20 protein-coding genes are annotated in these 25,083 nt (G+C 53.3%); 17 read left to right on the top strand and 3 right to left on the bottom strand.

Going from position 1 to position 25,083, the window contains the following annotated elements; genetic code table 11:
• Position 1 precedes the first annotated feature (1 nt).
• From leuD to CFK45_RS00960, 11 genes are all read left to right on the top strand, one after another.
• Positions 2-646 carry a 3-isopropylmalate dehydratase small subunit gene (leuD, locus tag CFK45_RS01010; protein ID WP_096084535.1) on the top strand — a complete coding sequence of 215 codons (645 nt, stop codon included), beginning with the start codon at positions 2-4 and terminating at the stop codon, positions 644-646.
• A gap of 14 nt (positions 647-660) precedes the next feature.
• Positions 661-1,737: a 3-isopropylmalate dehydrogenase gene (gene leuB, locus CFK45_RS01005; RefSeq protein WP_096084534.1), complete on the top strand. Its 1,077-nt coding sequence runs from the start codon at positions 661-663 to the stop codon at positions 1,735-1,737.
• A 54-nt stretch (positions 1,738-1,791) separates the two neighbouring features.
• Positions 1,792-2,898: an aspartate-semialdehyde dehydrogenase gene (gene asd, locus CFK45_RS01000; RefSeq protein ID WP_096084533.1), complete on the top strand. Its 1,107-nt coding sequence runs from the start codon at positions 1,792-1,794 to the stop codon at positions 2,896-2,898.
• A 349-nt stretch (positions 2,899-3,247) separates the two neighbouring features.
• Positions 3,248-6,622, top strand: a complete 3,375-nt coding sequence (locus CFK45_RS00995) for a FimV/HubP family polar landmark protein (RefSeq protein ID WP_158224565.1) — start codon at positions 3,248-3,250, stop codon at positions 6,620-6,622.
• A 61-nt stretch (positions 6,623-6,683) separates the two neighbouring features.
• Positions 6,684-7,547, top strand: a complete 864-nt coding sequence (gene truA, locus CFK45_RS00990; RefSeq protein WP_096084531.1) for a tRNA pseudouridine(38-40) synthase TruA — start codon at positions 6,684-6,686, stop codon at positions 7,545-7,547.
• 163 nt (positions 7,548-7,710) lie between these two features.
• A complete protein-coding gene (locus tag CFK45_RS00985) occupies positions 7,711-8,340 on the top strand; it encodes a phosphoribosylanthranilate isomerase (RefSeq protein ID WP_096084530.1) in 630 nt (209 codons plus the stop codon).
• Positions 8,333-9,550 (top strand): tryptophan synthase subunit beta, encoded by a 1,218-nt coding sequence (trpB, locus tag CFK45_RS00980; protein ID WP_204378393.1) that lies wholly within the window; start codon positions 8,333-8,335, stop codon positions 9,548-9,550. The genes CFK45_RS00985 and trpB overlap by 8 nt, the downstream gene beginning before the upstream one ends.
• 10 nt (positions 9,551-9,560) lie before the next feature.
• Positions 9,561-10,367, top strand: coding sequence for a tryptophan synthase subunit alpha (trpA, locus tag CFK45_RS00975; RefSeq protein ID WP_096084528.1), 807 nt, complete (start codon positions 9,561-9,563; stop codon positions 10,365-10,367).
• Positions 10,368-10,379: 12 nt separating this feature from the next.
• The gene (gene accD / locus CFK45_RS00970; protein ID WP_096084527.1) at positions 10,380-11,237 is read left to right on the top strand and encodes an acetyl-CoA carboxylase, carboxyltransferase subunit beta; all 858 of its coding nucleotides are present in this window, start codon (positions 10,380-10,382) and stop codon (positions 11,235-11,237) included.
• Between the two features lie 18 nt (positions 11,238-11,255).
• On the top strand, positions 11,256-12,536 hold the full coding sequence (locus tag CFK45_RS00965) for a bifunctional folylpolyglutamate synthase/dihydrofolate synthase (RefSeq protein ID WP_096084526.1): 1,281 nt from the start codon (positions 11,256-11,258) through the stop codon (positions 12,534-12,536).
• Entirely contained in the window at positions 12,529-13,254 is a 726-nt protein-coding gene (locus tag CFK45_RS00960; RefSeq protein WP_096084525.1) for an SPOR domain-containing protein, read from the top strand. The genes CFK45_RS00965 and CFK45_RS00960 overlap by 8 nt, the downstream gene beginning before the upstream one ends.
• Positions 13,255-13,338: 84 nt before the next feature.
• Here the strand turns inward: CFK45_RS00960 and CFK45_RS00955 are convergent, their stop codons facing one another.
• Together CFK45_RS00955 and CFK45_RS00950 are read right to left on the bottom strand one after the other, a co-directional pair.
• Positions 13,339-14,322 carry a sulfite exporter TauE/SafE family protein gene (locus tag CFK45_RS00955; RefSeq protein ID WP_096084524.1) on the bottom strand — a complete coding sequence of 328 codons (984 nt, stop codon included), beginning with the start codon at positions 14,320-14,322 and terminating at the stop codon, positions 13,339-13,341.
• A gap of 49 nt (positions 14,323-14,371) precedes the next feature.
• Complete coding sequence (locus CFK45_RS00950; RefSeq protein ID WP_096084523.1) at positions 14,372-16,021, bottom strand: tetratricopeptide repeat-containing response regulator; 1,650 nt, start codon at positions 16,019-16,021, stop codon at positions 14,372-14,374.
• Between the two features lie 158 nt (positions 16,022-16,179).
• Between CFK45_RS00950 and CFK45_RS00945 the strand changes: the two genes are divergently transcribed.
• The 6 genes from CFK45_RS00945 (at position 16,180) to CFK45_RS00920 (ending at position 23,452) form a co-directional block, all read left to right on the top strand.
• The gene (locus tag CFK45_RS00945) at positions 16,180-16,692 is read left to right on the top strand and encodes a CvpA family protein (RefSeq protein ID WP_096084522.1); all 513 of its coding nucleotides are present in this window, start codon (positions 16,180-16,182) and stop codon (positions 16,690-16,692) included.
• 7 nt (positions 16,693-16,699) lie between these two features.
• Positions 16,700-18,220: an amidophosphoribosyltransferase gene (gene purF / locus CFK45_RS00940; protein ID WP_096084521.1), complete on the top strand. Its 1,521-nt coding sequence runs from the start codon at positions 16,700-16,702 to the stop codon at positions 18,218-18,220.
• A gap of 2 nt (positions 18,221-18,222) precedes the next feature.
• A complete protein-coding gene (locus tag CFK45_RS00935) occupies positions 18,223-19,416 on the top strand; it encodes an O-succinylhomoserine sulfhydrylase (RefSeq protein ID WP_414630741.1) in 1,194 nt (397 codons plus the stop codon).
• Positions 19,417-19,526: 110 nt separating this feature from the next.
• A complete protein-coding gene (locus CFK45_RS00930) occupies positions 19,527-20,456 on the top strand; it encodes an AAA family ATPase (protein ID WP_096084519.1) in 930 nt (309 codons plus the stop codon).
• 9 nt (positions 20,457-20,465) lie between these two features.
• Positions 20,466-21,452 carry a DUF58 domain-containing protein gene (locus CFK45_RS00925; protein ID WP_096084518.1) on the top strand — a complete coding sequence of 329 codons (987 nt, stop codon included), beginning with the start codon at positions 20,466-20,468 and terminating at the stop codon, positions 21,450-21,452.
• Positions 21,449-23,452 carry a transglutaminase TgpA family protein gene (locus CFK45_RS00920; RefSeq protein WP_096084517.1) on the top strand — a complete coding sequence of 668 codons (2,004 nt, stop codon included), beginning with the start codon at positions 21,449-21,451 and terminating at the stop codon, positions 23,450-23,452. The genes CFK45_RS00925 and CFK45_RS00920 overlap by 4 nt, the downstream gene beginning before the upstream one ends.
• A gap of 44 nt (positions 23,453-23,496) precedes the next feature.
• Here the strand turns inward: CFK45_RS00920 and traF are convergent, their stop codons facing one another.
• Complete coding sequence (gene traF, locus CFK45_RS00915) at positions 23,497-24,993, bottom strand: conjugal transfer protein TraF (RefSeq protein ID WP_096084516.1); 1,497 nt, start codon at positions 24,991-24,993, stop codon at positions 23,497-23,499.
• Positions 24,994-25,083: the final 90 nt, after the last annotated feature.

Below are 25,083 nucleotides of genomic sequence, written 5' to 3'. Positions count from 1 at the left end.
AATGAAACAGTTTACAGTGCATACTGGTCTTGTCGGTCCTATGGACAGGGCAAATGTCGATACCGACCTAATCATTCCAAAGCAGTTTTTAAAAAGCATCAAGCGCACAGGCTTTGGCCCTAACGCCTTTGATGAGCTGCGTTATCTCGATGTTGGTGAGCCGGGTAAAGACAACAGCTCGCGCCCCTTAAACCCAGATTTTGCGTTAAATCAGGCGCGCTATCAGGGGGCGAGTATATTGTTGACGCGCGAAAACTTCGGCTGTGGTTCCAGTCGTGAGCACGCGCCGTGGGCTTTGGATGAATACGGTTTTCGCGCGATTATTGCCCCGAGCTTTGCCGATATTTTCTACAACAACTGCTTTAAAAATGGCATGTTGCCGATTGTGTTGGCTGAGTCCGATGTCGATGAGTTATTTGAAGCGCTCTACGCAACACAAGCTTACCAGCTGACCGTTGACTTGCCGGAGCAAAAAGTTGTGAGCCCGAGCGGCAAAAGTTATCGCTTTGAAATCGACGAGTTTCGAAAATATTGCCTGATTAATGGCTTTGACGATATCAGCTTGACCTTAAAAGACGCGGATAAAATTCGCGCGTACGAGGAAAAACTTAAGGCCGAGTCGCCTTGGTTGTTTTCTCTGGATTAATTGGAGTAAGAGTTTTGACAAGAAAAATTGTATTGCTACCCGGAGACGGCATTGGCCCGGAAATTATCGCTGAAGCGGTAAAGGTGCTTGAGTGTGTCGATAAAAAGTTCGGCTTGAAGCTCAAGTTTGAAGAAGAGTTAATCGGCGGCGCGGCGATTGATGAGCACGGTTTACCGCTGGCAAACTCGACTTTGGAAAAGTGTCGCGCAGCTGAAGCGGTGCTGATGGGCTCGGTTGGTGGGCCCAAGTGGGACACCATGGATGCGAGCATTCGCCCCGAAAAAGGCCTGCTGAAAATTCGCTACGAGCTCGGCCTGTTTGCCAATCTGCGCCCGGCGATTTTGTACCCGCAATTGGCCGACGCCTCGTCGCTGAAGCGCGAACTGGTGGCCGGCCTCGATATTTTAATTGTGCGCGAGCTGACCGGCGGTATCTATTTTGGTGAGCCGCGCGGTATTCGCCGTTTGGATAACGGCGAGCGCCAGGGCTACAACACCTATGTTTACGCCGAGCACGAGGTTGAGCGCATCGGCCGCAACGCCTTTGAAATGGCTATGAAGCGCAACAAAAAAGTTTGCAGTGTCGACAAGGCCAATGTGCTTGAGGCAACGGTATTGTGGCGTGAAGTTATGCAGGGTTTAGCGCCGGAATACCCCGAAGTTGAGCTCAGCCATATGTATGTCGACAACGCCGCGATGCAGTTGGTGCGCGAGCCAAAGCAGTTTGATGTGATTGTGACCGGCAATATGTTTGGCGATATCTTGTCCGACACCGCGGCCATGCTGACCGGTTCAATTGGCATGTTGCCATCGGCGTCGTTAAACAGCGATGGTTTTGGCCTGTATGAGCCGGTGCACGGCTCGGCCCCCGATATTGCCGGGCAGGGCATCGCCAACCCGCTGGCGACTATTTTGTCGGCGGCCATGATGCTGCGTTATTCCCTGGCCGAAGCTGAAGCCGCAGATGCGATCGAGGCGGCGGTTGGCAAGGTCTTAGATCAAGGCCTGCGCTCGGCCGACATATGGTCTGAAGGGTGTGACAAAGTGTCGACACAAGCACTTGGTGACGCGGTTGTTGCCGCATTGCTTTAGATTTCAGTGCGCTCTTAGTTGCGCGCTGAAGACAAGAATATAAGAGAGTAGATAATGAAGGTAGGATTTGTAGGTTGGCGCGGCATGGTCGGTTCCGTGCTTATGGGCCGCATGTTGGAAGAAAACGACTTTGCCGATATCGAGCCAGAGTTTTTTACCACCTCAAACGTCGGTGGTCAGGGTCCGGATGTCGGTCGGGATACGCCGGCCCTGAAAGATGCGTTTGATCTGGAAGCGCTCAAGCAGCTCGATGCGATTGTCAGCTGTCAGGGCGGCGATTACACGGCAAAAGTGTTTGAGCCGTTGCGCAAAGCAGGCTGGAGTGGTTACTGGATTGACGCAGCGAGCTCACTTCGTATGAGTGACGACGCCATTTTAGTGCTCGACCCAGTCAACGACGGTGTGATCCGCGACGGTCTTGCCAAAGGTATTAAGAACTATATCGGCGGTAACTGCACAGTCAGCTTGATGCTGATGGCGCTTGGTGGTTTGTTTAAGCACAACCTGGTTGAGTGGGTTAGCTCAATGACGTATCAGGCTGCATCTGGCGCGGGCGCGCGCAATATGCGCGAGCTGTTGACGCAGATGGGCGAGCTGCGCGACTGTGTTGCAGATGAGCTGGCCGACCCGGCCTCGGCGATTCTCGACATCGACCGCAAGGTCACCGAAAAGATGCGCGGCGACTTGAGCATCAGTGAGTTTGGCGCCCCCTTGGCGGGCTCACTGCTGCCATTTATCGATAAACAACTCGATAATGGCCAGAGTAAAGAAGAGTGGAAAGGCCAGGCTGAGACCAATAAAATTCTCGGCATTGACGGCAAGCCCATCGCTGTCGATGGCACCTGTGTTCGCATCGGTGCCATGCGCTGTCACAGCCAGGCCTTTACTATCAAGCTCAGTAAAGATGTGCCGCTCGATGAAGTTTACGAGATGCTTGCCTCTGCCAATGACTGGGTTAAAGTGGTCGACAACGACAGAGATCTGAGCTTAACGCAGCTCAGCCCGACCGCGACAACGGGCACTTTGACTGTGCCGGTGGGCCGCATTCGCAAAATGAACATGGGGCCTGATTTTCTCAACGCCTTTAGTGTCGGTGATCAGTTGCTCTGGGGGGCGGCCGAACCGCTGAGACGTATGCTGCGCATACTGAAAGAGGCCTGATTCACCGGCCTGCTCAAGCGGGGTGGCAGACGCGCTCCGCTTGAGTATTTGTCTTATTTCTTTCCCCATTTTTTTCTGATCATGTCAAAAAATTGACCTAAGCTTAGTCTGTCGCCGCGCCAGGTCATACTTCTGGGTTATAAAGTTGAAAAAAACCTATTTATCCTGAATACTTACGTGCGATAGTGAAGAACCATTCTAGCTTTTATGGCGAAGGGTTCTGCTTTAACTCTTGTTTATGGTGAAAAAAGTGTCACTCAGATTCTCGTTCACTGCGATGACACTGTTAAAACGGCCGGGTTCGCGACCGGATCGTGTAGAAGCTTCTAGCAAAGTAAGGAAGACCTTTATGGGGCGTCGAATAGCATCCTTAATTCTGGCATCCGCCACCACGTTATGTGCAAGTACAGTGGCTGCGCTGGGACTTGGGGATATCTCCTTAAAATCCCATCTTAATCAGCGCTTAGACGCCGAAATCGAGCTGTTGGAAGTAAGGCAGCTTACCGAAGACGAAATTCTTGTGCAGTTAGCTTCCCCGGAAGCGTTTGAGCGCTTAGGTGTTGACCGAAGCTTTCACTTGACCGCGCTCAAATACAAAGTCGATCTCAATGCGCCGGGCGGCCCGGTTATCAAGGTATATTCTCAGAGCCCAATTAGAGAGCCCTTCCTTGATTTTGTACTTGAAGCTCGTTGGCCCAGCGGCAAATTGCTGCGCGAGTACACGCTGTTATTAGACCTCCCGGTATATTCCGATCAAAGTGCAGCGCCGGTTGCGGCGGTGCAAACTCAAACCATTAGTCAGGCGCCGGCTCGCTCTGAGCCCGCCGCGAGCAGCTCTGGCAGTGACACCGAGCGCTACAACCCGCGCGCATCCTACGACGAGGGTCGCTCCGAGGCTCAGCAGGCTGCGGCCAGTCGCAGTGCCAGCGAGCCAGCTGTGGTTGAGCGCCAAAGCCCCAGTACTCAAACTCCCGCTGCGCCGGCACCGGCAAAGCCTCGTATAGACGGCAGCAACTATACGGTTGAGCGCAACGATACGCTTTGGGAAATTGCCCTGGCCATGCGCCCCGACCGAAGCGTCAGCGTGCAGCAGACAATGATGGCATTGCAGCGGGCCAATCCCGAGGCCTTTATTAATGGCAACATCAATATGCTCAAGGCCGGCCAGATCTTGCGCATTCCCGATCGCGACGAAATTGTCAGCTTAAACAAGGCTCAAGCTGTGCAGCAGGTGTCGGCGCACAACGAAGCGTGGCGCAGTGGCGCTGCCGCACCGATCGAAGCGAGTACCAGCTCGATTACTGCCTATGACGATAGCGGCGATAGCGAAGGCCGTCTCTCGTTGAGTGCACCGGAGCAAGAGTTTGACTCAGAGAGCGGCCGCTTAAGCGGCGGTGAAGGCGCAGATGCTGGCGGCAGTGATGAACTCGAAGCGGAGCTAAGTGCAACCAAAGAAACGCTCGATGCTAAACAAAGCGAAAACCGTGAGCTCAAAGGTAAAATCGGTAACCTCGAAGAGCAAATTGACACGCTCGAGAGCATGATTGATGTCAGTAACGAAACACTGCGTGCAATGGAGCTTTCCGCTGCAAACGCAGAGACTGAAGAGCAAGTTGCCGAGCAAGAAGGCCTGGATGCCCGCCAGACACAAGTGGATGAAAGCACTGCCGATGAGGTCATGGAGACACTGGCCGAGGAGAGTGAGCAGGTAGCCGAGCAGCTGGAAGAGACGACCGAAGCCGAGGCTGAGGTACTCAGCGAAGAAGCGCTTGCAGCAAGCGAAGCTCAGGTTGAACAGAGCGCAGCCGAGAGTGAAGTGACTGAGCAGCCAGCCAGTCCGGCGCCAGTTCAAAAGCCTGCGCCAGTAAGCAATACTGCGGCATCACCATCGATTATGACGATGGTGATGGACTACATCCTATTTATTATTGCCGGTGTGGTGGCCCTGGTTGTTGTGGTCTACCTCGTTATTCGCCAGCGTTCCGATGACGATTGGGATGAAGATGAATTTGAAGACGAAAGCGCCAGCTTTGACGAACCAGAAGCCTTTGACTCCTTTGAGCAAGAAGATTTTGATGAGCAGCCTGAGGCCATTCAAGATGAGTTTGCCGAGCAGGAAGAGGCCTTGGAGCAAGTTGAGGACATCTTTGAGGAAGAGCCCGAGACAGCGCCCGAAGCTCAAACCGAAGATGTTGTTGCTGAATCTGATATCTACATCGCCTACGGCAAATACGATCAAGCCGAAGAGTTGCTTAATAAGGCGCTGGAGCAGGAGCCTGAGCATCACGAAGCGCGCCTGAAACTACTGGAAATCTATGCAGCGCAAAACAATGCTGAGGCCTTTGATCCACATTATGCTGCGCTGCGTAACCATGGTGCTTCTGAGGGCTTGATCTCGCGAGCGTCGGCCATGCGCGACGGTATTAGCGGCGCCGGTGATTTTGCCGAAACCGCCTATGTCGAAGATGCTGAGACCGAAACGGGTGAGGGCGATGACTTCTCGTTTGACTTGGGTGATCTCGAAAACGATGGCGCCGATGAGTTAAGCGGTGAAGAGCAGGATTTTGATCTTGATTTGGGCGATGTATCGGCAGAGCTCTATGAAAAGCCGTCCGATGATAGCGGGCTCGACTTAGGTGAATTCGACTTCGATGCCGGCGAGTCGGCGACGGAGATCGATACCAGTGGCGATATGGCTGCAAGTATTGAGCTTGCAAAAGAAACCACCGACATCGACGTCGATATCGACAGCAGCCTGGATCTCGATGACAGTTTTGATCTCGATCTCGGTGAGAGCAATACCGATCAGGATGTTGAGTTTGATTTGAGCGAGCTCGAAGCGCTCGAAAGTGGCGCTGCCGCGTCACTAACTAAGACTGACGGCGATGCAGAGCAGGAGCCAGAGGTTGAAGAGGAAGCTCTGGAGCTCGACCTTGCCAGTGACGATGATGAGCAAAGCAGCCTTAGTGATGATCTTGAAGCCGGGCTTGAGGCACTGGATCTTGATCTGGGTGACAGCGATGACCTCGATTTGGATATGGATGCCGATCTTGATCTCGAGGCAGATTTGAGCCTCGGTGAGCACAGCGAAGAGACTCTGAATGAAGCTAGTGACGACTTTGAGCTTGAACTCGATGATGAGTTAACTGCAGATCTCAGTGCAGAAGCTCCAGCCGAGAGCAATGAGCAACCGGCTGAACAAGACTTGTCGTTAACTGGCACGGCCTTTGACCTGAATGCGATGGACGCTGAGCTTGAGGCAATGGGCTCCGAAATTGGCGACGTTGATCTCGAAGCCGAGCTCGGTGCAGATAACGCCGAAGGTGAGCTGGATGTCTCTGATTTGGATGTTCCCGAGTTGAGCGTAGAAGGCGATTCCGATATTCCGGATCTCGAAGCCGAGCTTGAAATTCCAGATCTCGATACTGACGCTGTACTCGAGCCTGCTGAGGCCGAAGCGCTTGCTTCGCAAGAGCCGGCTGAGCTTAAGGATGAAGAGCTCGACTTTGAACTGCCGGAGCTCAGCGGCGGTGAAGAGGGCGACGAGGCGCTCGATTTTCTCAGTGACAGCGATGAAACGGCAACCAAGCTTGACCTCGCTGGCGCCTACATCGATATGGGCGATATGGCCGGGGCCAAAGATATTATTGATGAGGTGCTTGCAGAAGGTAACGATGAGCAGAAAGCCGAAGCTCAGAAGTTGCTCGAGCGCATCGGTGATTAATACGCTGCGGTGTAACGCTAAAAGGCCCTAAGCGGGCCTTTTTTTTTGAGTTGAATTTGTGATGAGCTATAGCCGAAACTGTGAGATCAAAACGGGTGTATCGATGCCCGAGGGCATGCGCCGTATAGCAATCGGGCTTGAGTATGCCGGCGCGGATTTTAATGGTTTTCAGCGTCAAAAGAGCACTGCAAACACGGTACAGGAAGCGCTCGAATCAGCACTGACAGCCATTGCCTGCGAGCCGATTACGAGCGTATGTGCGGGTAGAACCGATGCCGGGGTGCACGCAACTGGGCAAGTGCTGCACTTTGATACGCTTGCCGAGCGCCCGGACAAAGCCTGGCAACTCGGTGTTAATACCAAGTTGCCCGATAGTATTCGAGTGCAGTGGGCCAGGCAGGTAGAGCCTGAGTTTCACGCGCGTTTTAGCGCCGGCAGCCGCACTTATCGTTATGTCGGTCGTTGCTCGCGAGCGCGCTCGGCCGTGCTCGGGCGTCAGGTTAGTCACTTTAGCTACGAGCTTAATCTCGAGGCAATGCAACGCGCGTCGAGCTACTTGCTTGGCGAGCATGATTTCAGTGCTTTTCGGGCAGCGCAGTGTCAGGCTCACAGCCCGGTACGCAAGCTTGAGTTTATACGCTGGTATAGGCAGGGTCAGCTGTGGGTGATGGAGGTGCAGGCAAATGCGTTTTTACACCATATGGTGCGCAATATCGTCGGCTCCTTAGTCGAGGTGGGGCGCGGGGCCCAGGATCCGGAGTGGATAAAAACGGTATTGGAAAGCCGGGATAGGTGTTTGGCTGGGGCAACGGCGCCGCCGTGGGGGCTCTATCTTGTGGACGTTGCTTACCCGCAGAGTTTTGGCTTGCCCCAATTCCCTGTTGGGCCGTCATTTTTGGCGCTATCAGCCGACAATCGCTGTTGAATCTGCTAATATCGCCGCCTTTTATGAATGTTTTTGCAGCAAAGATAAAGCGCCTACTTACCTGAATTAGGTTTGCTCATCTGTTTGCTCTGGTGCACTGGCCGTATTGCCAGCTTGGGCGGAGCACAGATACAAGCATGCGCAGAGTAACTACAAAAAACCTATGACTAGCCGAGTAAAAATTTGCGGTATCACCCGTGTTGAGGATGCTATAGCTGCATCGGAATTGGGGGCTGATGCGATTGGTTTGGTGTTTTACCCGCCGAGCCCGCGCTATGTCAGTGAGCTTTCGCTCGCGCGGGATATAGCGATGAGCGCGGGGCCTTTTGTTGATGTTGTGGGTTTATTTGTCAACGCCACTGCCGCTGAGATCGATCAGGTACTAAAGCAGGTGCCACTTAACTGTTTGCAGTTTCACGGGGATGAAAGCCCCGAGTCATGTGAGCACTGGGCTCGGCCTTATATTAAAGCCCTGCGAATGAAAGAGGGCTTGGATCTGGCGCGTGAAAAACAGCGCTACAGCAGTGCTCGGGCACTGCTGCTTGACAGCTATGTCAAAGGCGTGCCGGGGGGAACCGGTGAGGCGTTTAACTGGCACCGGGTGCCTCAGCAGCTCGGCCCCATTGTGCTCGCGGGGGGCTTGCTACCAGAGAATGTCGCCAGCGCGAATACCATTGCAAAACCCTGGGCGCTCGATGTCAGTGGCGGTGTGGAAACAAGCCCCGGGATAAAAGATAGAAATAAAATTGCCGCATTTATTAATAATGCGAAGTTGGAGTGTGCAAGTGACTGATAAAAAAAATGTAGATTACCAAGCGATGCCCGATAGTCGGGGCCATTTTGGTCCCTATGGCGGCCGCTTTGTATCCGAGACCCTTATTTATGCGCTGGACGAACTCGACGCCATCTACAGCCGTTTAAAAGATGACGAAGCCTTCCAGGCCGAATTTGATAAAGACCTCGCTCATTACGTCGGTCGCCCCTCGCCGATTTACGTCGCTGAGCGCTTGAGCGCTCGGGTTGGCGGTGCAAAAATCGCGCTTAAGCGCGAAGACTTAAATCACACCGGTGCGCACAAGGTTAACAATACCATCGGTCAGGCGCTGCTGGCGAAACACACGGGTAAAACCCGTGTGATTGCCGAGACCGGCGCCGGTCAGCACGGCGTGGCAACCGCTACTGTTGCCGCGCGTTTGGGGCTCGAATGTGTGGTTTACATGGGCTCGGAAGATGTGAAGCGCCAGGCTTTAAATGTCTATCGTATGAAGCTGTTGGGGGCGACCGTTGTGCCCGTTGAGAGCGGCTCGCGCACCTTAAAAGATGCGATGAACGAAGCCATGCGCGACTGGGTTACCAATGTCGAAAACACATTTTATATTATTGGCACGGTTGCCGGTCCGCATCCATATCCGCAACTGGTGCGTGACTTCAACTCAGTGGTCGGTCGCGAAGCGCGTCGTCAGAGCTTAGATATGTTTGGCCGTCTGCCCGATGCCCTGGTTGCCTGTGTCGGCGGCGGCTCGAATGCCATCGGTCTTTTTCACCCGATGCTCGAGGACGAGCAAGTGCAAATGTTCGGTGTCGAAGCCGGTGGCGACGGGCTTGAGACCGGCCGTCACGCAGCGCCGTTAAATGACGGCCGCCCCGGTGTTCTGCATGGAAATCGCACCTATTTGATGGAAGATGAAAACGGCCAGATTATTGAAACTCACTCAATTTCCGCAGGCCTCGATTATCCGGGCGTTGGCCCCGAGCACAGCTGGTTAAAAGATATCGGCCGCGTCAATTACGTCACCGCCAATGATGATGAGGCGATGAATGCGTTCCGCCAGTTGACCCAGGTTGAGGGTATAATGCCCGCGCTCGAAAGCTCACACGCGGTTGCCTACGGCATGAAACTGGCCGCTGAGCTCGATAAAGATGACATCGTTCTTGTCAATTTAAGTGGCCGCGGAGACAAAGACATACTGACCGTTGCCCAAATCGATGGCATCGACGTATAACGGAGCCCATGTGAACAGAATTAATCAAGTTTTATCCGAGTTAAAAAGTCAGGGCCGCAAAGCGCTGGTGACTTACATTGTTTGCGGTGACCCGCGCCCGGAGCAAACCGTGCAGAGCATGCACGCCCTGGTTGAGGGCGGCGCAGATATTATTGAACTGGGTGTGCCGTTTTCCGACCCAATGGCCGAGGGCCCGGTTATTCAAAAGGCTCACGAGCGCGCGCTTGAACACGGCACCAGCCTCAAAGATGCGATGGCCTGTGTAAAGCAGTTTCGCGAGCAAGATGCCCGTACCCCGGTGGTATTAATGGGCTATGCCAACCCGGTTGAGCGCTTTGGTTACAGCGCCTTTGCTCAAGCTGCAAAGGCGGCCGGTGTCGACGCTTTATTAACCGTGGACTTGCCCCCCGAAGAAGCACTGGCGCTGGATCAAGAGTTAAAGGCCAATGAGCTCGAGAATATTTTCTTGATTGCGCCGACCACGGCGCCTGCGAGAACAAAAGAAATTTGTGAGCTCGCCTCGGGTTTTGTCTACTACGTGAGCTTCCGGGGTGTAACCGGTGCGAGCCAGCTCGATGCGGATGAGGTGGCTGAGAAGGTCAGCCAAATTCGCGAGGTCGCTCATACGCCGGTACTGGTTGGTTTTGGAATTAAAGACGCGAGTTCGGCAAAAGCGGTCGGTGCATGTTCCGACGGTGTGGTTGTCGGCAGCGCTTTGGTAAATATTATGGCGCAAGCCGATGCGAGCGCCGAGCAAATTAATACGCAATTAAAAGCGTTGGTTCAGTCCCTGCGCACAGCGCTGGACGAGTTATAACGGGATAGCACTATGAGTTGGTTAGATAAACTGGTTCCGTCTGCGGCGAAAGGCAACCGCAATTCAAGCAAGGTGCCCGAAGGGCTTTGGAAAAAATGTCCGAAGTGCAGCGCCGTGTTATATAGGCCCGAGCTTGAAAAAGCGCTCGATGTTTGTCCGAAATGCGATCACCACATGCGTATTGGTGCGCGTCGTCGCCTCGATATTTTCCTCGATGCCGAAGGTCGTCACGAGCTCGCTACCGATGTGCTGCCGATCGATAGGCTCAAATTTAAAGATGTAAAAAAATATAAAGACCGCCTCAGTGATGCGCAGAAAAAAACCGGCGAAAAAGACGCCTTAGTTGCGATGCAGGGCAGCTTAAAAGGCATGCCGGTGGTCGCCAGCGCCTTTGAATTTGCTTTTCACGGCGGTTCGATGGGCTATGTGGTTGGTGAAAAATTCACCCGCGCCGCGCACGTTGCGCTCGAGCAAAATCAGCCGTATATCTGTTTTGCTGCAACCGGTGGTGCACGCATGCAGGAGGCCTTGATCTCGCTGATGCAGATGGCCAAAACCAGTGCGGTTATTGAGCGCATGAAACAAAAAGGTGTGCCCTTTATTTCGGTGATGACCGACCCGGTCTACGGCGGAGTGTCGGCGAGTTTGGCACTGCTGGGAGATTTAAATGTTGCAGAGCCCGGCGCGCGCGCCGGATTTGCCGGCCCCGGCATCATTGAGCAGACCATTCGCCAGAAGTTGCCACCGGGTTTTCAGCGCAGTGAGTTCCTGCTTGATCACGGCGCTATCGATATGATTATCGACAGGCACGAGATGCGCGATCGCCTGCACTCTGTGCTGGCGAAACTCACTCGTCAGCCCGCCGCTTAAGCCCCCGCGGGCTTTACTGTGCAAGCAGCGCGCTTTTTAACGCTCGATGACTGGCTTTCCTGGATGGAGAGCCTGCACCCGAGCGAGATAGATCTCGGTCTTGAGCGTATTCGTGTCGTCGCCAGGCGCTTAGATTTATTGGCTCTACCGGGCAAAGTTGTCACCGTCGCCGGAACCAATGGCAAAGGCAGTTTTGTCTGCGCGCTGGCGGCCCTGCTTCGCACCGCGGGCTACTCTGTGGCCTGTTACAGCTCGCCCCACCTTGAACGCTACAACGAGCGCATTGATATCAATGGTCAGTTGGCCAGCGATAAGCAAATCATTGAAGCATTTACCGCCATTGATCGGGCCCGCGGCAGCACCAGTTTGACCTATTTTGAATTTGGTACGCTGGCGGCATTTTATTTATTTAAACAAGCCCAGGTTGATGTTTGTTTGCTCGAAGTGGGCTTGGGTGGCCGGCTCGATGCCGTCAATATTATTGACAGCGATATTGCCGTGCTCAGTTCCGTAGGCATCGACCACGAAGCTTGGCTCGGCTCGGACCGCGAAAGCATAGGTCGGGAAAAAGCCGGTATTTTACGCGCCAAGCGCAATTTCATTTGTGTGGACAACGAGCCGCCGGCCAGTGTGCAGGCTATTGCCAGTCAGCTACAGTGCCCGAGTTTTTACATCGGCGAGCATTTTAACTGGCGCTACGATGGGTGCGAACTCGAATTAAACCTTGCCTTAGAAGGGCGCCAGCAAAAGCTGCGGCTCAGTGCTAGTTCTTTGCCGGCACCAAGCCTTTTGGCTGCATTAAAAGCCTTTGACTTGCTCGGTGCGAAGCTCAACCGCGAAAAAATCGAGTCGGTTTTACAAAACGTGAGCTTGGCGGGGCGTTTTGAGCGCTTAGATGTCGGCGGTACCGAGCTTATCCTCGATGTGGCCCACAACGCTCAAGCCTCGGCCTTACTTGCCAAGCGCTTACGCTTGCAGGGCTATCGAGATTTGACCGTGCTGTTTACCGCGATGCAGGATAAACAGCTCGATGCCATTGTTGAGCCGCTCGCACCATTGGTGAAGCAGTGGGTGTGCACTGAAATCGAAACGTTGCCGCGCTGCCGCCGTGCCGAGCACATTGCAGTTGCACTTGAGTCGATGGGCGTGAGTGTTCAGCTGCAGGCCGATATTCACTTAGCCTTGGCGCAGGCACTCGATCAGGCCCGGGGCAGTCAACAACCGCTACTTGTGCTCGGTTCTTTTTTTATTGTTGGCGCTGTTAAATCCCTAATACATTCGGAATATAGCGATGAATGATGGACTGAAGCAGCGCATCGTCGGCGCTTTGGTGTTGATGGCTCTCGGTATTATTTTTGTGCCGGTTATTTTTGATAAAGAGCGCATTGTTCCGGTGGATCGCACCACGCAAATCCCCCAGGCGCCCGATATTCACGCTTTGCCGCTGCCGGAGTTTCCGCCCGCGCCGGCGAGACGCGATAAAATCATCGATAAAAAAATCAGCGGTGAATTTAGCGCTGAAGAAAATGACGCGGATTTACCTGATGTGTCGACGTTAAAGCAGCCGCTCGGTGCTGATAACGAAGCGGATAAGGCGGCCGACAAAGCAAAAGCCGAGTCGGGCTCTAATACCTCGCAAAAGATCAGCGAAAGCAAACCAAATACCGACACGAGCAGTGAAAAGCCGCAGTCGCCTGAAGCGCTCGCGGTGCAGGCGAAGGCGGAAAAAAGCGAAGCTGCTGCAAAAGCGGAGCTCGATGATCGCCCGGTAAAGAATGCGCAGCTGTGGGTGTTGCAGTTGGCCAGTTTCAAAGATAAAGCGCGCGCGGATAAGTTGAAAAGTGACATCAGTGCAGCCGGTGAGCGGGCTTTTGTAAAAACGGTGCCAACTCAGGCGGGTACTCGCTATCGCCTTTATGTCGGCCCGAGTATGAATAAAAAAGAGTTGCAGCAGAGTAAGATTAAACTCGACAAACAATATAAATTAAACTCGCTGCTGCTGCGTTTTAAGCCTTAGTATCTTTAACACTAATTAAATTGCTTCTACTGCAGCCTGAGTTTTCGTACGAGAAAGCCTAATACAGTGCTGTTATGCATTCGCTTAGCGGTGCTTGTGTTTTGATAGGTAAACTATGCAAGCAAGCGCTGCGGCGCTGACAAACATTGCCAGGGCGTAATACAAAATACGACTGCGATCGAGCGGCACAAGCACGGCGGTGCTGAGCAGTTCGACGGCGACAATGGCGCAGATAAATAATAATAACCACTGCGCACGCATGCGCCGACAGGCAAGTGCTCCGAGCGGTGCGCCAAATAAAACAACCGGTGCGGCAATGTACCACAGGCTCCAGACCTGTTCGCTAACGGCGTTGTAAACAGCTGCTTGCAATACAAACCCCAGCACAGCCGTTAACGCCATAAGTATCACGCTTATTTGTGTTGCGCGCTTGATCTCAATGCGAAAATAAAGCGCGAGTAAACTAAAGCCAATTAAATCCGCTCCCGAGCCAAGCAGCCCTGAGACTAAGCCTCCGCAAAACCCGGCGGCCAGGCTCAAACTGATGTCTCTGACACTTTTTTCAAGTCGGGGGTCAGTACTGCGATTGTGGCTGTTGCGGGTAACTAAATATATCGCCAAAAAGCACAGTAAAAATAAACTAAACGAAATGCGTAGATCGATAGAGGCAATGCGGTACTGAAGCTGGTCGAGTGCGACGTACATTCCGCAGCCCGATGCTAAAACATAGAGGCCAATAAAGGCCCACGGCAGCTGGCGAACACGCACAACGATATAAAAGCTCGCCGCGCTCATACCGACACTTTGAATGGCCAGAGAAAAACTTTTTGCATCCAGTGCGTCGATGCTCATAAGTTTAGTCAGCGCTGGAAACGCAACAGCGCCACCGCCTAAAAAGGTTGCCCCGGCAACAAAGGAACCAAAAGCCATAATCGGGGCGATGATAAGCTCGGGCAGGCGCAGGTGATCAACAAAAATGGCACCAAAAAAGAAAAAATACAGCAGCGCGCAGGCGCTGAGTACATAGAAGACTCGGCGCGTCGCTGCGCTCGGGCCATTGAATTTCACGGGGCTGGACTCGTACGTAAACCAAAGCCGAAGTTTAGCTTAGCTTGTTCTATTGCCCCACAAGTTTTTGATAGCGTTTGTTGAGAAAATCAAAACGCTGTTGATTGGGTGAGTCGGGGCCTAGTTCACCAATGCGTTGAAAGCTGGTGTGCAGCAAGGCCAACTCGGCGCTCGTCAGAGATTTTTGTTTGGCTTTACTGGTTAGGGCCTGAATAAAATTTAAGTTCAGGCCGACGTGATTTGGCAGTTCTCGCAGCACTTCTCGAAAAGCATCAATGGCCTGTTCGTATTGACCATTTCGATACAGCTCTATGCCTTCTTTATTGCAGCCTGCGGCATAAGCCATGCCTTCTTTAGTTTTAGGTTCGCGCAGCAGCTTGTCGATCTCAATGGCCAGTTCCGGGTCACTATTTACACGTGCGAGCTCTTGCAGGATTGCCTCGCCTTCATCGCCCCGGCCGCGGTTCATAAATGCCAGGGCGCAGTCCAGGCAGAGGCGGTGGTCGGTGTTGGCGATGACGCTGTATTTCATATTGGCGTGCATGTCCAAGGCGCTGGCGATGGCGTCGACGGCCTCTTGTTGTTTTCCCTGTTGCTCAAGTAAATCGGCCTCGATTAATTTATTGCGCATGCTTACCAGTGGGTGGTGGGCGTAGCGTTTGTTGGCGCTGCCGAGCTGCTGCTTTGCTTCGTCGCTGAGTTTTCGCGCTTCGCTGCCCGAGCTTTTTTGGGCTTGGCGCACAAGGCTTTCGGCCAGGTTTAAAAAGTCATCTGGCGCTTCGTAGCAGGAGTTTTTTGCGTGCCTCAACGCGGAGCGGTAGGCATGGATGCTGTTTTGATCGTCGTTGATGCTGCTGCTGACCCGGCCGAGCTCACGTTGGCGCTGGGCTGAGCGCGGGGAAATCTTTACTGCGTTGAGCAGGCTTTGCTGGCTTTGCTCGGCTCGATGGGTGCGTTGATAAATACGCGCGAGCAAGTCGTGGGCTTCGACACAATATACGTGCTGCTCAATAATGTGTTTAAGCGTTTCTTCCGCCTGTGGGTAGTCTTTGCGTTGATAGTGCACGGTGGCCAAGCCGAGCTGAGCCCAAAGCGGCAGTCGTTCGCTATCGAGCAGGGCGTAAATCGCCTCGGCTTCATCGCTGCGGTGCTGCTTTAAGTAGAGTTCGGCCAATATTTTTCTGGCATCGTTTTGAAAGCGGCCACCTTTTTGCGCTATTTCCGCGCCGGCGGCGATGGCGCGGTCGAGGCGGCCTTTATCGAGCTGTTCTTTAATGCGTTTTAAGTGCTCGTTTTTCAAAAGAGCAAGGTCGAGCCTCGGCCTTAAGCTGTCGCGGCTGATGGGCTTTTGCAGAAAATCATCGGGCTCGTATTCCAGTGCGTGCAACACGTAGTGGCTCGATGCTTCTGCGGTGACCATGATGTATAGCGCGGTGTTGCGCAAAAGTTTGTGAAAACGCAGCTCTTCAAGCAGCTGTTGACCATTTTTACCGGTGCCGAGGTTGTAATCGGAGATGACCAGGTCGTAACTGTGTTTGTGGCACAGATCGATGGCCTCTTCGGCGTTGCCGGCGGTATCGCAATTGCTGACGCCAAAATCAACCAGTATGCGTTTTAGATGGGCGCGAGCCTGGGGCACGTCATCGACGATCAGACAGCGTTTTTGAGCGTAGGTCTTAATGATGTCGATTTGTTTCATGGCGCAGATAAGCTGGGGTGTCACTAAATTTTAGCTCAGTTAGAGGGTGCTGGAATAAGCTTTGTCATTACGGCACCAAAGCCTGTTTCGGTTTTATGAAACGCTCTGCTAGAATGGCGCCTCCTTTAACAGCGGCGCTAAAGCGATCACCAACCTTCATGAACTGGGCCGATTGGGTAATCCTGGCAATACTGGCGGTTTCGAGCCTTATTAGTCTCAAGCGCGGCTTTATCAAAGAAGCCCTGTCGCTGGTCAACTGGGTCGCCGCGTTTTTTATTGCCATGGCGTTTCGCGGCGTGCTTGCCGACTTACTCGAAACCTGGATTACCGCTGCATCGCTTCGCGAAATGCTGGCTTTTGCCGCGCTGTTTGCATCGACACTTATTGTCGGCGCTTTAGTCAGTAATTTGATCTCTGAATTTGTACGCATCACCGGCTTAAGCGGTACGGATAAAACCATTGGCATGGTTTTTGGCCTACTGCGCGGTTTTGTCGTTATCATGGCCATCTTGTTGTTGGTTCCCCATCTTGTACCCATTGACCAGGACGGTTGGTGGCAGCAGAGCCTGCTCATCCCTGAGCTGCTTAAGTTAGAAGGCTGGTGCCGCGGTATCACTGCCGACGTTGCCGAGCTATTTAGTAAACTCTTTAGTAAAACAGACGTTATTTGAGGCCCCTATGTGCGGAATTGTTGGAATAGTTGGTAAGAGCGATGTCAACTTAGCTTTGTACGACGCGCTCACCATGCTGCAGCATCGAGGACAGGATGCTGCCGGCATCATGACCTGTGACCGGGGTAAGTTTGCGCAGCAAAAAGCGCTCGGTCTAGTAAAAGATGTGTTTCGCACACGCCACATGCAAAGGCTGGTTGGCAATACCGGTATCGGTCACGTGCGCTACCCGACAGCGGGCAGTTCAGGCCCGGCTCTGGCTCAGCCTTTTTATGTCAACTCACCGTACGGCATTGCCCTGGCGCACAACGGCAACCTGACCAACAGCGCCCAGCTGAGTGAAGATTTGTTTAAAGCGGATCTTCGCCATGTCAACACCGATAGTGACTCGGAAGTGTTGCTTAATGTCTTTGCGCACGAGCTGCAGCTGCAGGGCAAACTCAAGCCCGAAGCCGAAGATATTTTTAACGCCGTCAGCGGTGTGCACAAGCGTGTGCGCGGCGGTTACGCTGCCGTGGCGATGATTGCAAGTTACGGCCTTGTCGCGTTTCGCGATGTAAACGGCATACGCCCACTAGTCTTTGGTGCGCGTGAAGTTGAGGGCGGCAAAGAGTATATGATCGCCTCGGAATCGGTTGCGCTCGATACGTTAGGTTTTGAGTTAATTCGCGATGTCGCTCCGGGCGAGGCAATTTTTATCAGCAGTGATGGTGAGTTCCACAGCCGCCAGTGTGCCGACAATGCAAAGTTGACGCCCTGTATTTTTGAGCACGTGTATTTTGCCCGTCCCGATTCGATTATGGATGGTGTGTCTGTCTATAAAGCGCGCTTGCGTCAGGGGGAAAAACTGGCAGAAAAAATTATGCAGGAGTTCCCCGAGCACGATATTGATGTGGTTGTGCCGATTCCGGACTCGAGCCGAGTTGCCGGCCAGGCTGTGGCCCAGACCATGGGGCTCAAGTTTCGCGAAGGCCTGGTAAAAAACCGCTACATCGGCCGCACCTTTATTATGCCGGGGCAGCAGATGCGCAAAAAAAGTGTGCGCCAGAAACTCAACGCCATTCGCCTTGAATTTGAAGGTAAGAATGTGTTGTTGGTTGACGACTCAATTGTGCGCGGTACGACCTGTAAGCAGATTATTCAGATGGCTCGCGAGGCCGGTGCAAAAAAAGTGTATTTTGCCTCGGCCGCGCCCCCGGTGGCATTTCCCAACGTTTACGGCATCGATATGCCGACGTCAAAGGAGTTGATTGCCAACGGCCTCAGCAACGAGCAAGTGTGTGAAGCCATCGGCGCCGACCATTTGATTTATCAGGACCTGGACGATTTAGTCGCGGCCTCGGCTGAAGGTAACCCCGAAATCGACAGCTTTGATTGTTCAGTGTTTACCGGTTGTTATGTCACCGGCGATATCGATGAAAACTATTTTAACTGGCTTGAAGGCCAGCGCAGTGATAAGGCCAAGAGCAAGCGCCAGGCAAGTTCCGGCGAGCAGCAAGCCATGGTCGGTATCACTAACGAGGGATAATTGTGTTTGATGAAGAGCACCCATTGGCCGATGCGCAGCTGCAGACTTTAGCGGTTCGCGCAGGCCAGCATCGCACTGCCGAAGGCGAGCAGGGCGAGCCTATTTTTACCACCTCGAGCTACGTTTTTGACAACGCTGCCGCCGCTGCTGCGCGTTTCAGTGGCGACGAGCCGGGCAATGTTTATTCGCGCTACACCAATCCGACAGTGCGCTGTTTTGAAGAGCGCCTGGCGGCGATGGAAGGTGGCGAGGCCTGTGTTGCAACCGCATCGGGCATGGCGGCTATTTTGAGTTGCTGCTTGTCGCTGTTAAAAAGCGGCGATCATGTGCTGGCCTCGCGCAGCATATTTGGCACCACCTCAATGCTGCTTAATAAGTACCTGGCGAAGTTTGGCATCGAAGTTACTCAGGTCAACTTGACCGACTACGATGCTTGGCAGCAGGCTTTAAAGCCAAACACTAAGATGTTGTTTGCTGAGACGCCGTCTAACCCGCTCAATGATATTGCCGATATTAGCAAGTTGGCCGAGCTCGCTCACGGCAACGACAGTTTGTTGGTTATCGACAACTGTTTTTGTTCGCCGGCGCTGCAGCAGCCGCTCAGCCTCGGCGCCGACTTGGTTATCCATTCGGCGACTAAGTTTTTAGACGGCCAGGGCAGGGTGCTTGGCGGCGCTGTGGTCGGCCCAGAAAAACTCTGTGAGGAGGTCTTAGGTTTTATTCGCACCTGCGGCCCGACCATGAGTGCTTTTAATGCCTGGGTATTTTTAAAGGGCCTGGAAACGCTGAAGTTGCGCATGCAGGCACACAGCGATAACGCTATGGCGCTGGCTCGCTGGTTACAGCAGCACCCAAAAGTCGAGCAGGTGTACTACTGCGGTTTGCCCGAGCACCCCAATCACGAGCTGGCGACAAAACAGCAGAAGGCCTACGGTGGCGTGCTATCGTTTAAAGTAGTTGGCGATCGCGAACAGGCCTGGAAGGTAATTGATGCGTGTCGATTAATGTCGCTCACCGCCAACCTCGGCGATGCTAAAACCACCATCGTGCACCCGGCGACAACAACCCACGGACGCTTAAGCGACGAGCAAAAACTCGAAGCGGGTATCAGTGAAAACCTGATCCGTATCGCCGTTGGCCTCGAAGATGTTGACGATTTAAAACAAGATCTTGAGCGAGGTTTGAGCCAGCTCTAGTTTGTTGTCAACGAGCTGAGCCTCAGTGCCCGCCGATACGGATTGCCCTCGGCGGGCGGCGCGACAATTGTGTTAGCGGTACTGTTAGGGGTACTACTGTTAGAGGTACTATGCTAAGCGAGTTACAAACAATCGTTAAGGCCGTCGGGCAGTTGCTGTTGGGCAAAGAAGAACAGATCAAGCTCGCGCTTTGTTGCCTGTTAGCTCGCGGTCATCTGTTAATTGAAGACTTGCCAGGCATGGGTAAAACCACGCTGGCGCAGAGCCTGGCCAAGGTGCTCGGTTTAAGTTATCAGCGCGTGCAGTTCACCAGTGATTTATTGCCCGGTGATATTATTGGCGGCTCTATTTTTGATCAGGGCAAAGGCAGCTTTCGTTTTCATCCGGGGCCGGTATTTACCCAGGTTTTGCTCGCTGATGAAATCAACCGCAGTACGCCTAAAGCGCAGAGCGCCCTGCTTGAGGCAATGGAAGAGCGGCAAGTCAGTGTCGATTCCATTAGCCACGCCTTGCCCGAGCCGTTTTTTGTAATCGCCACACAAAATCCGCTGTCACAGGCGGGCACTTATGCTTTGCCCGAATCCCAGCTCGATCGTTTTTTAATGTGTTTGTCTCTGGGTTATCCGCCAGCTGAGGCTGAAAAGGCGCTGTTAATGGGGCGAGACCCGCGCGAGCGCCTGCCCGAGCTCAAGGCCTTAGTTGACTTACACAAACTTAAGCATATTCAGGCTCAAGTCGAGGCGGTGAAGGCCAGCGAAGCCTTAATTACTTATATTCAGCGCCTGGTGCAGTTTACTCGTGAGCACGAGAGTTTTTACTGTGGTTTGAGCCCGCGTGCGGCGATGGCTCTGCTGCGCTCGGCCAAAGCCTGGGCACTGCTGCACGGGCGCGATCACGTTTTGCCCGACGATGTGCAAGCGGTGGTACCGGCGGTTGTGGAGCACCGTGTTCAGGGGCAGTTTGGCAACGCGAGCTCGGCTGAGGGGCAGCAGAATCTAAGTCGCCTGTTGTTAAATTCCGTTGCCGTCATGGCCCCCTAGAGCGGCTCTGTGTTGCCAACACTGACGCATTCGCTGAGACAACGCTTTGCAAATTTTGCTGCGCGGCGCGTTCAAGCCTCGCTTGAGCACAAACTTACCCAGCGCAATTTATTTGTCTTTCCTCCGTGGCGCGGGCTCGGATTTTTGGGTTTTTTGTTGGCCCTATGGCTGCTCGGTACCAACTACCAAAACAATCTTATTCTCGCGCTGAGCTTTTTAATGGCCAGCGTGTTTGTGTTTGCGATATTGGCCAGTTACGCCAATATGCAGGGCCTAAGCTTGGTTTATTTGGGGCATCGAGAAGTGTTCGCCGGTGGCCGGGTTCAGCTCAAATTTCGTTTGTCACACCGGCGTGGGCACGGTGCCGACGGCCTTGAATTGGCGTGGCAAAATCAGCTCGACAACCCGCTATTGCTAACACTTGAGGCCGGCCAAGAGCTCGAGTTTGAGCTCGACATCGTCGCAGCCAAGCGCGGTTTAATAGCGCTGCCGCCGCTTAGGGTGCAGACGGTTTATCCTCTGGGCATAGTGCGCTGCTGGACCTGGCTGCGCTGGAGTGCTCGTGTGTTGGTTTTTCCAAAACCCGAGCGCGGCGCCATCGCTCAAGCTCAGTTAGAAGCGCTGAGCGGACAGGGGCAGAGCCAGGTCACCGGGCACGAGGATTTTAATGGCCTGGCGGTGTACCAAGCGGGCGCGCCGACCCGGCGCATCGCCTGGAAGGCTTATGCGCGCGGCAGGGGCCTGTGGTTAAAGGACTTCAGCCAGGAGCTGAGCGCGGAAAACTGGCTCGACTACGATGCCGTACAGGCCAGCTCTGCCGAGCGGCGCTTGAGTGTGTTGAGTGAGCGCACTGTTGTGTTGAGTGCGCAGGGCGAAGCTTTTGGCCTGCGCCTGCCCGGCGTCACCATCCCGCCGGCTACCGGTGTCGCACATCGCAAACAGTGCCTTGAGGCCCTGGCTCGTTTTGCGCCTACTAGGGTGGGGCACAGCGGATGAAAAGTTTGTTACTGCGCCAGGGGCAGCTGAAGGCCTTGGCCTTAAGTCAGCTGTTTTGCTTGTTGCCACTGGCTTTTGTATTGCCACTTTGGCTGGTGCCATTTTGGTTAATGAGCATTGCCTGGCGCCTGTCTTTGCACCGTTTTTCCTGGTCTTTTCCATCAACAGCTGTCAAAGCGACGGCGCTGCTACTGGCGCTTGTGGCGATAGTGCTGAGCAGCCCGAAGCTGATGTCAGTTGATAGTTTTGTGATGTTTTTTATCTCGGCGTTTTCGCTTAAGTTGCTGGAGCTGGAGAGCCGCGATGACGGATTGTTAGTGGTCGGCGCCAACTTTGTTGCACTGGCCTGCAGTTTTCTTTATTTCCAAACCTTGTACATCAGTGTTTACGCACTGTTTTGTTTGGCTTTTTTATTCTGGGCTTGGCTGGCTATTTACCGCAGCGCAGGCCTAAGTGCGCGCGTGCAGTACGCGCATGTTGCCAAATTAATCGCCGTTGTTTTGCCGTGTATGTTTTTGCTGTTTGTGGTGATGCCGCGCTATGGCCAACTGTGGCAGATGCCATCGCAGCAGGGTAAGGCGGCAACAGGTTTTAGTGATAGCATGTCACCTGGCGACTTTAGCGAACTGATTCAGTCCGATGCTGTTGCGTTTAGAGTGAGCTTTGATGCTGCACTACCCGAGCCGAGCGAGCGTTACTGGCGAGCTCTAGTGTTCGAAGAATTTGACGGCCGCCGCTGGAGCTTAAGCCAGGGTTGGTTAAGTGCCTACGCTCAGAACTACGCAACAACTAAAGCCCCAAACCAGTGGCAATTAAGCCAGTCAGATAAAGTCACAGGTTATGAGTTACTGCTTGAGGCGCATCAGCAACCGTGGCTGTTTAGCTTAGGCGCGCCACTGGCCGCCAACTCAAACAGTCTTGACCTTCGCTTTAGTTCGGCGCTGTTGTTGAAAAGTCGCCGCCCAGTGGCGAGCCGAGCCAGCTACTGGGTCAGTAGCGCACTTGACTATCGCTACCAAACACTGCAGTTAAACAGCACACAAGCTCGTCGCAACTTGCGTTTGCCAGAGCAGGGTAACGAGCAAAGTCGGGCGCTGGCAAAAGAGCTTAGAGCTCAATTTGGCACTGGGGTCGAGGCCGATAAAAAGCTGATTAACGAAATTATGTCGATGTTTAATCGGGATTTTTATTACAGTTTAAAAGTGCCGACACTTGGCCCGAATAGCGTTGATGATTTTATTTTTGGCAGTCGGCGTGGGTTTTGTGAGCACTACTCAAGTAGTTTTGTTTTTTTATTGCGCGCGGCGGGCATTCCTGCTCGCGTGGTGGTCGGTTATCAGGGCGGTCAGTACAACCGCGATGCGGATTATTTAATTGTACGCCAGCGCGATGCCCATGCCTGGGCCGAATACTGGTTGCCGGGCGAGGGCTGGCTGCGCGCCGATCCGACCTCAGCCGTTGCGCCTTCGCGTATAGAGCAAGATCTTGGTTCTGCCTTAAGTGCTGACGAGCGCGACTTGGTAGGCGGTTTGCACTCATCGGTGGCGGCGCTTATGTGGCTACAATTGCGTATGGATGAACTGAGCTATCAGTGGCAAAAATTTGTATTGAATTACGATAGCCGCATGCAGAGCCATTTTCTTGAAAAATTGCTCGGTGCGGCGACGCCGACCCGTATTGCGATGTTTTTACTCGGCGGCCTGGCACTGATTTTGGCGCTGTACTGGCTATCGCTATTTGGTTTTCGCAGCCCGCGTCGGGCCAGCCCCGTGCAGCGAGCTTATGCGCTGCATTTAAAGCGTTTGGCAAAGCGCGGCTATGCGCTAAAACGCGGAGAAACGCCACTGGCTTACGCCGGGCGCATTGGCGCTGTGCAACCGTCGTGGTCGCACGCACTATTAACCATCGCTAAGGCCTATAACCGCATTTGTTATGCCGACGTTGGGGCAAAGAGCGAGCAACACTTTATTAGCTTGTGTCGCTCCTGGAAACCGAACTAGAGCGCTTGTCGATTTTTCGGCACTTCTGCTTCGAACTTAATTCGCTAGAAATTTAAACCAAAGCCGAGGCTTAAACCGACGCCGCGCGGTAGCGTTTGGCCGTCAAGTTCAACGCTGTCTATGGTGCTGGCAAGATCGAGGTAAAGAAAACGCCATAAGGTAGTGCCGATATTTACGTAATTGAGTTCATTGCCGACAAGGTTTTTCCTAAGGCCGAGGCGAAAATCGGGAATAAACAGACTGCGTGGCTGGTACTGGGCGCCAATATTAAACCACTGATACTGATCGCCCATGGCGTCGGAGCTCGCTTGAAAGTCATAGCTGCTGCTGAGCATCCAGCGCTGGTTTGTGCTGTACCAATTGGCTTCGGCATTCACTTGCGCGTCGAGTTGCCATTTTTGGTGGCGATCGAGCTGGCGGATCACGTGGCGTTTTTTATAGCGCTCTATATCGAGTTTGGGGAAATAAAAACTCGGCTCAAAGACATCGCGCGCACTTAAGCCGAGACTGTAATTTTTTGCGGCCCAATACAGGCCGAGATCGAGGCTTAAATTAGAGTCGTAGCTGTAGTTTGCATTGCGTATATCGTTAAACAAGGCTTCTGAATCGCTGAGTTCACCAAAGCGCGTATCGACTTGGGCGAGGCCGACATTTAAAATTTTGGGCCTGACGCCAAGGTGCATGGAGCCGTGCTTGTTGTTAACGATGCTTTTACTGTAATTCAGATGAAACTCGAGAACTTCGGCGGCTCGGGTTAAAAGCAGGCTGTCGTTGGTAAAATCCAAATCGACTTCTCCTGTGGCCGGGTTGACGGTTAAGGTGATGTCGTCACTGAGCTCGTAGCTGGTAATTGGATCCGTCGCTTCGAGTTCAAGAATTTCTTGCAACACCGCGTTAGCGTGGTCGCCATCCCAGTCAAAGTCGTCAACGATGCCAATCGCTTTTGACGTCGCCGATGCGTTAAAACCAAAATTAAGCACGCCGCCGAGAAAGTTGTTACTTAATTGCATGGGCGTTTCAACTTCGGCGTACGCTTTGGCGTAAGCTTCCTGACTGACAATGGCCAGTGCCGCGGCAAAAAAAGTTGCCTGGCTTTCAACGCCTTTGTACCACTGTTGAAATTCTGGGCTGGCTTCAAGTATTTCTTTGAGTGTTGGTGTATAGGGCAGGTTTGACGGAAGCTCAGGCAAATTGGGGGGCGGCTCTTCGCCGCCGTTGTCACCACCGCCGTTGTCGTCGCCACCGCCATTATCGCCATTGTCTTTTAGATAGCGACTGACCGTATCAATAATACGAAATATTTCGTCGACATTGCCGTATTCAATCGCAATGCCGGTGTTTATTGCGCCGCCAGCTTTCGTGCTCGATGGCAATTGCTGTATGGCGCTCGGTAGAGCTGGGTTGGCGTAGCTGGGGCTTAAACCGCCGTGCATTGCGTTGTCGCCAAGGCTTAAGCCTTTACCACTAACGGGAAACACTGCGTTGGCCGAGGCATTTAAACTCGACAAGCTCAGTATTGTTAGAAAGCTTAAGGCGCGCATAGTTGATAGGTATTTGTTTTATTTGGTGATTATAAAGCAGTTTAGGTGTCGCCGTTTATTTGGCGATACCATTTAAGCTAATGACAGCGC

Origin of the sequence: Agaribacterium haliotis, assembly GCF_002312815.1 — a bacterium.
Lineage (GTDB): Bacteria > Pseudomonadota > Gammaproteobacteria > Pseudomonadales > Cellvibrionaceae > Agaribacterium > Agaribacterium haliotis.
This window is presented reverse-complemented; position numbering and strand designations above follow the sequence as displayed.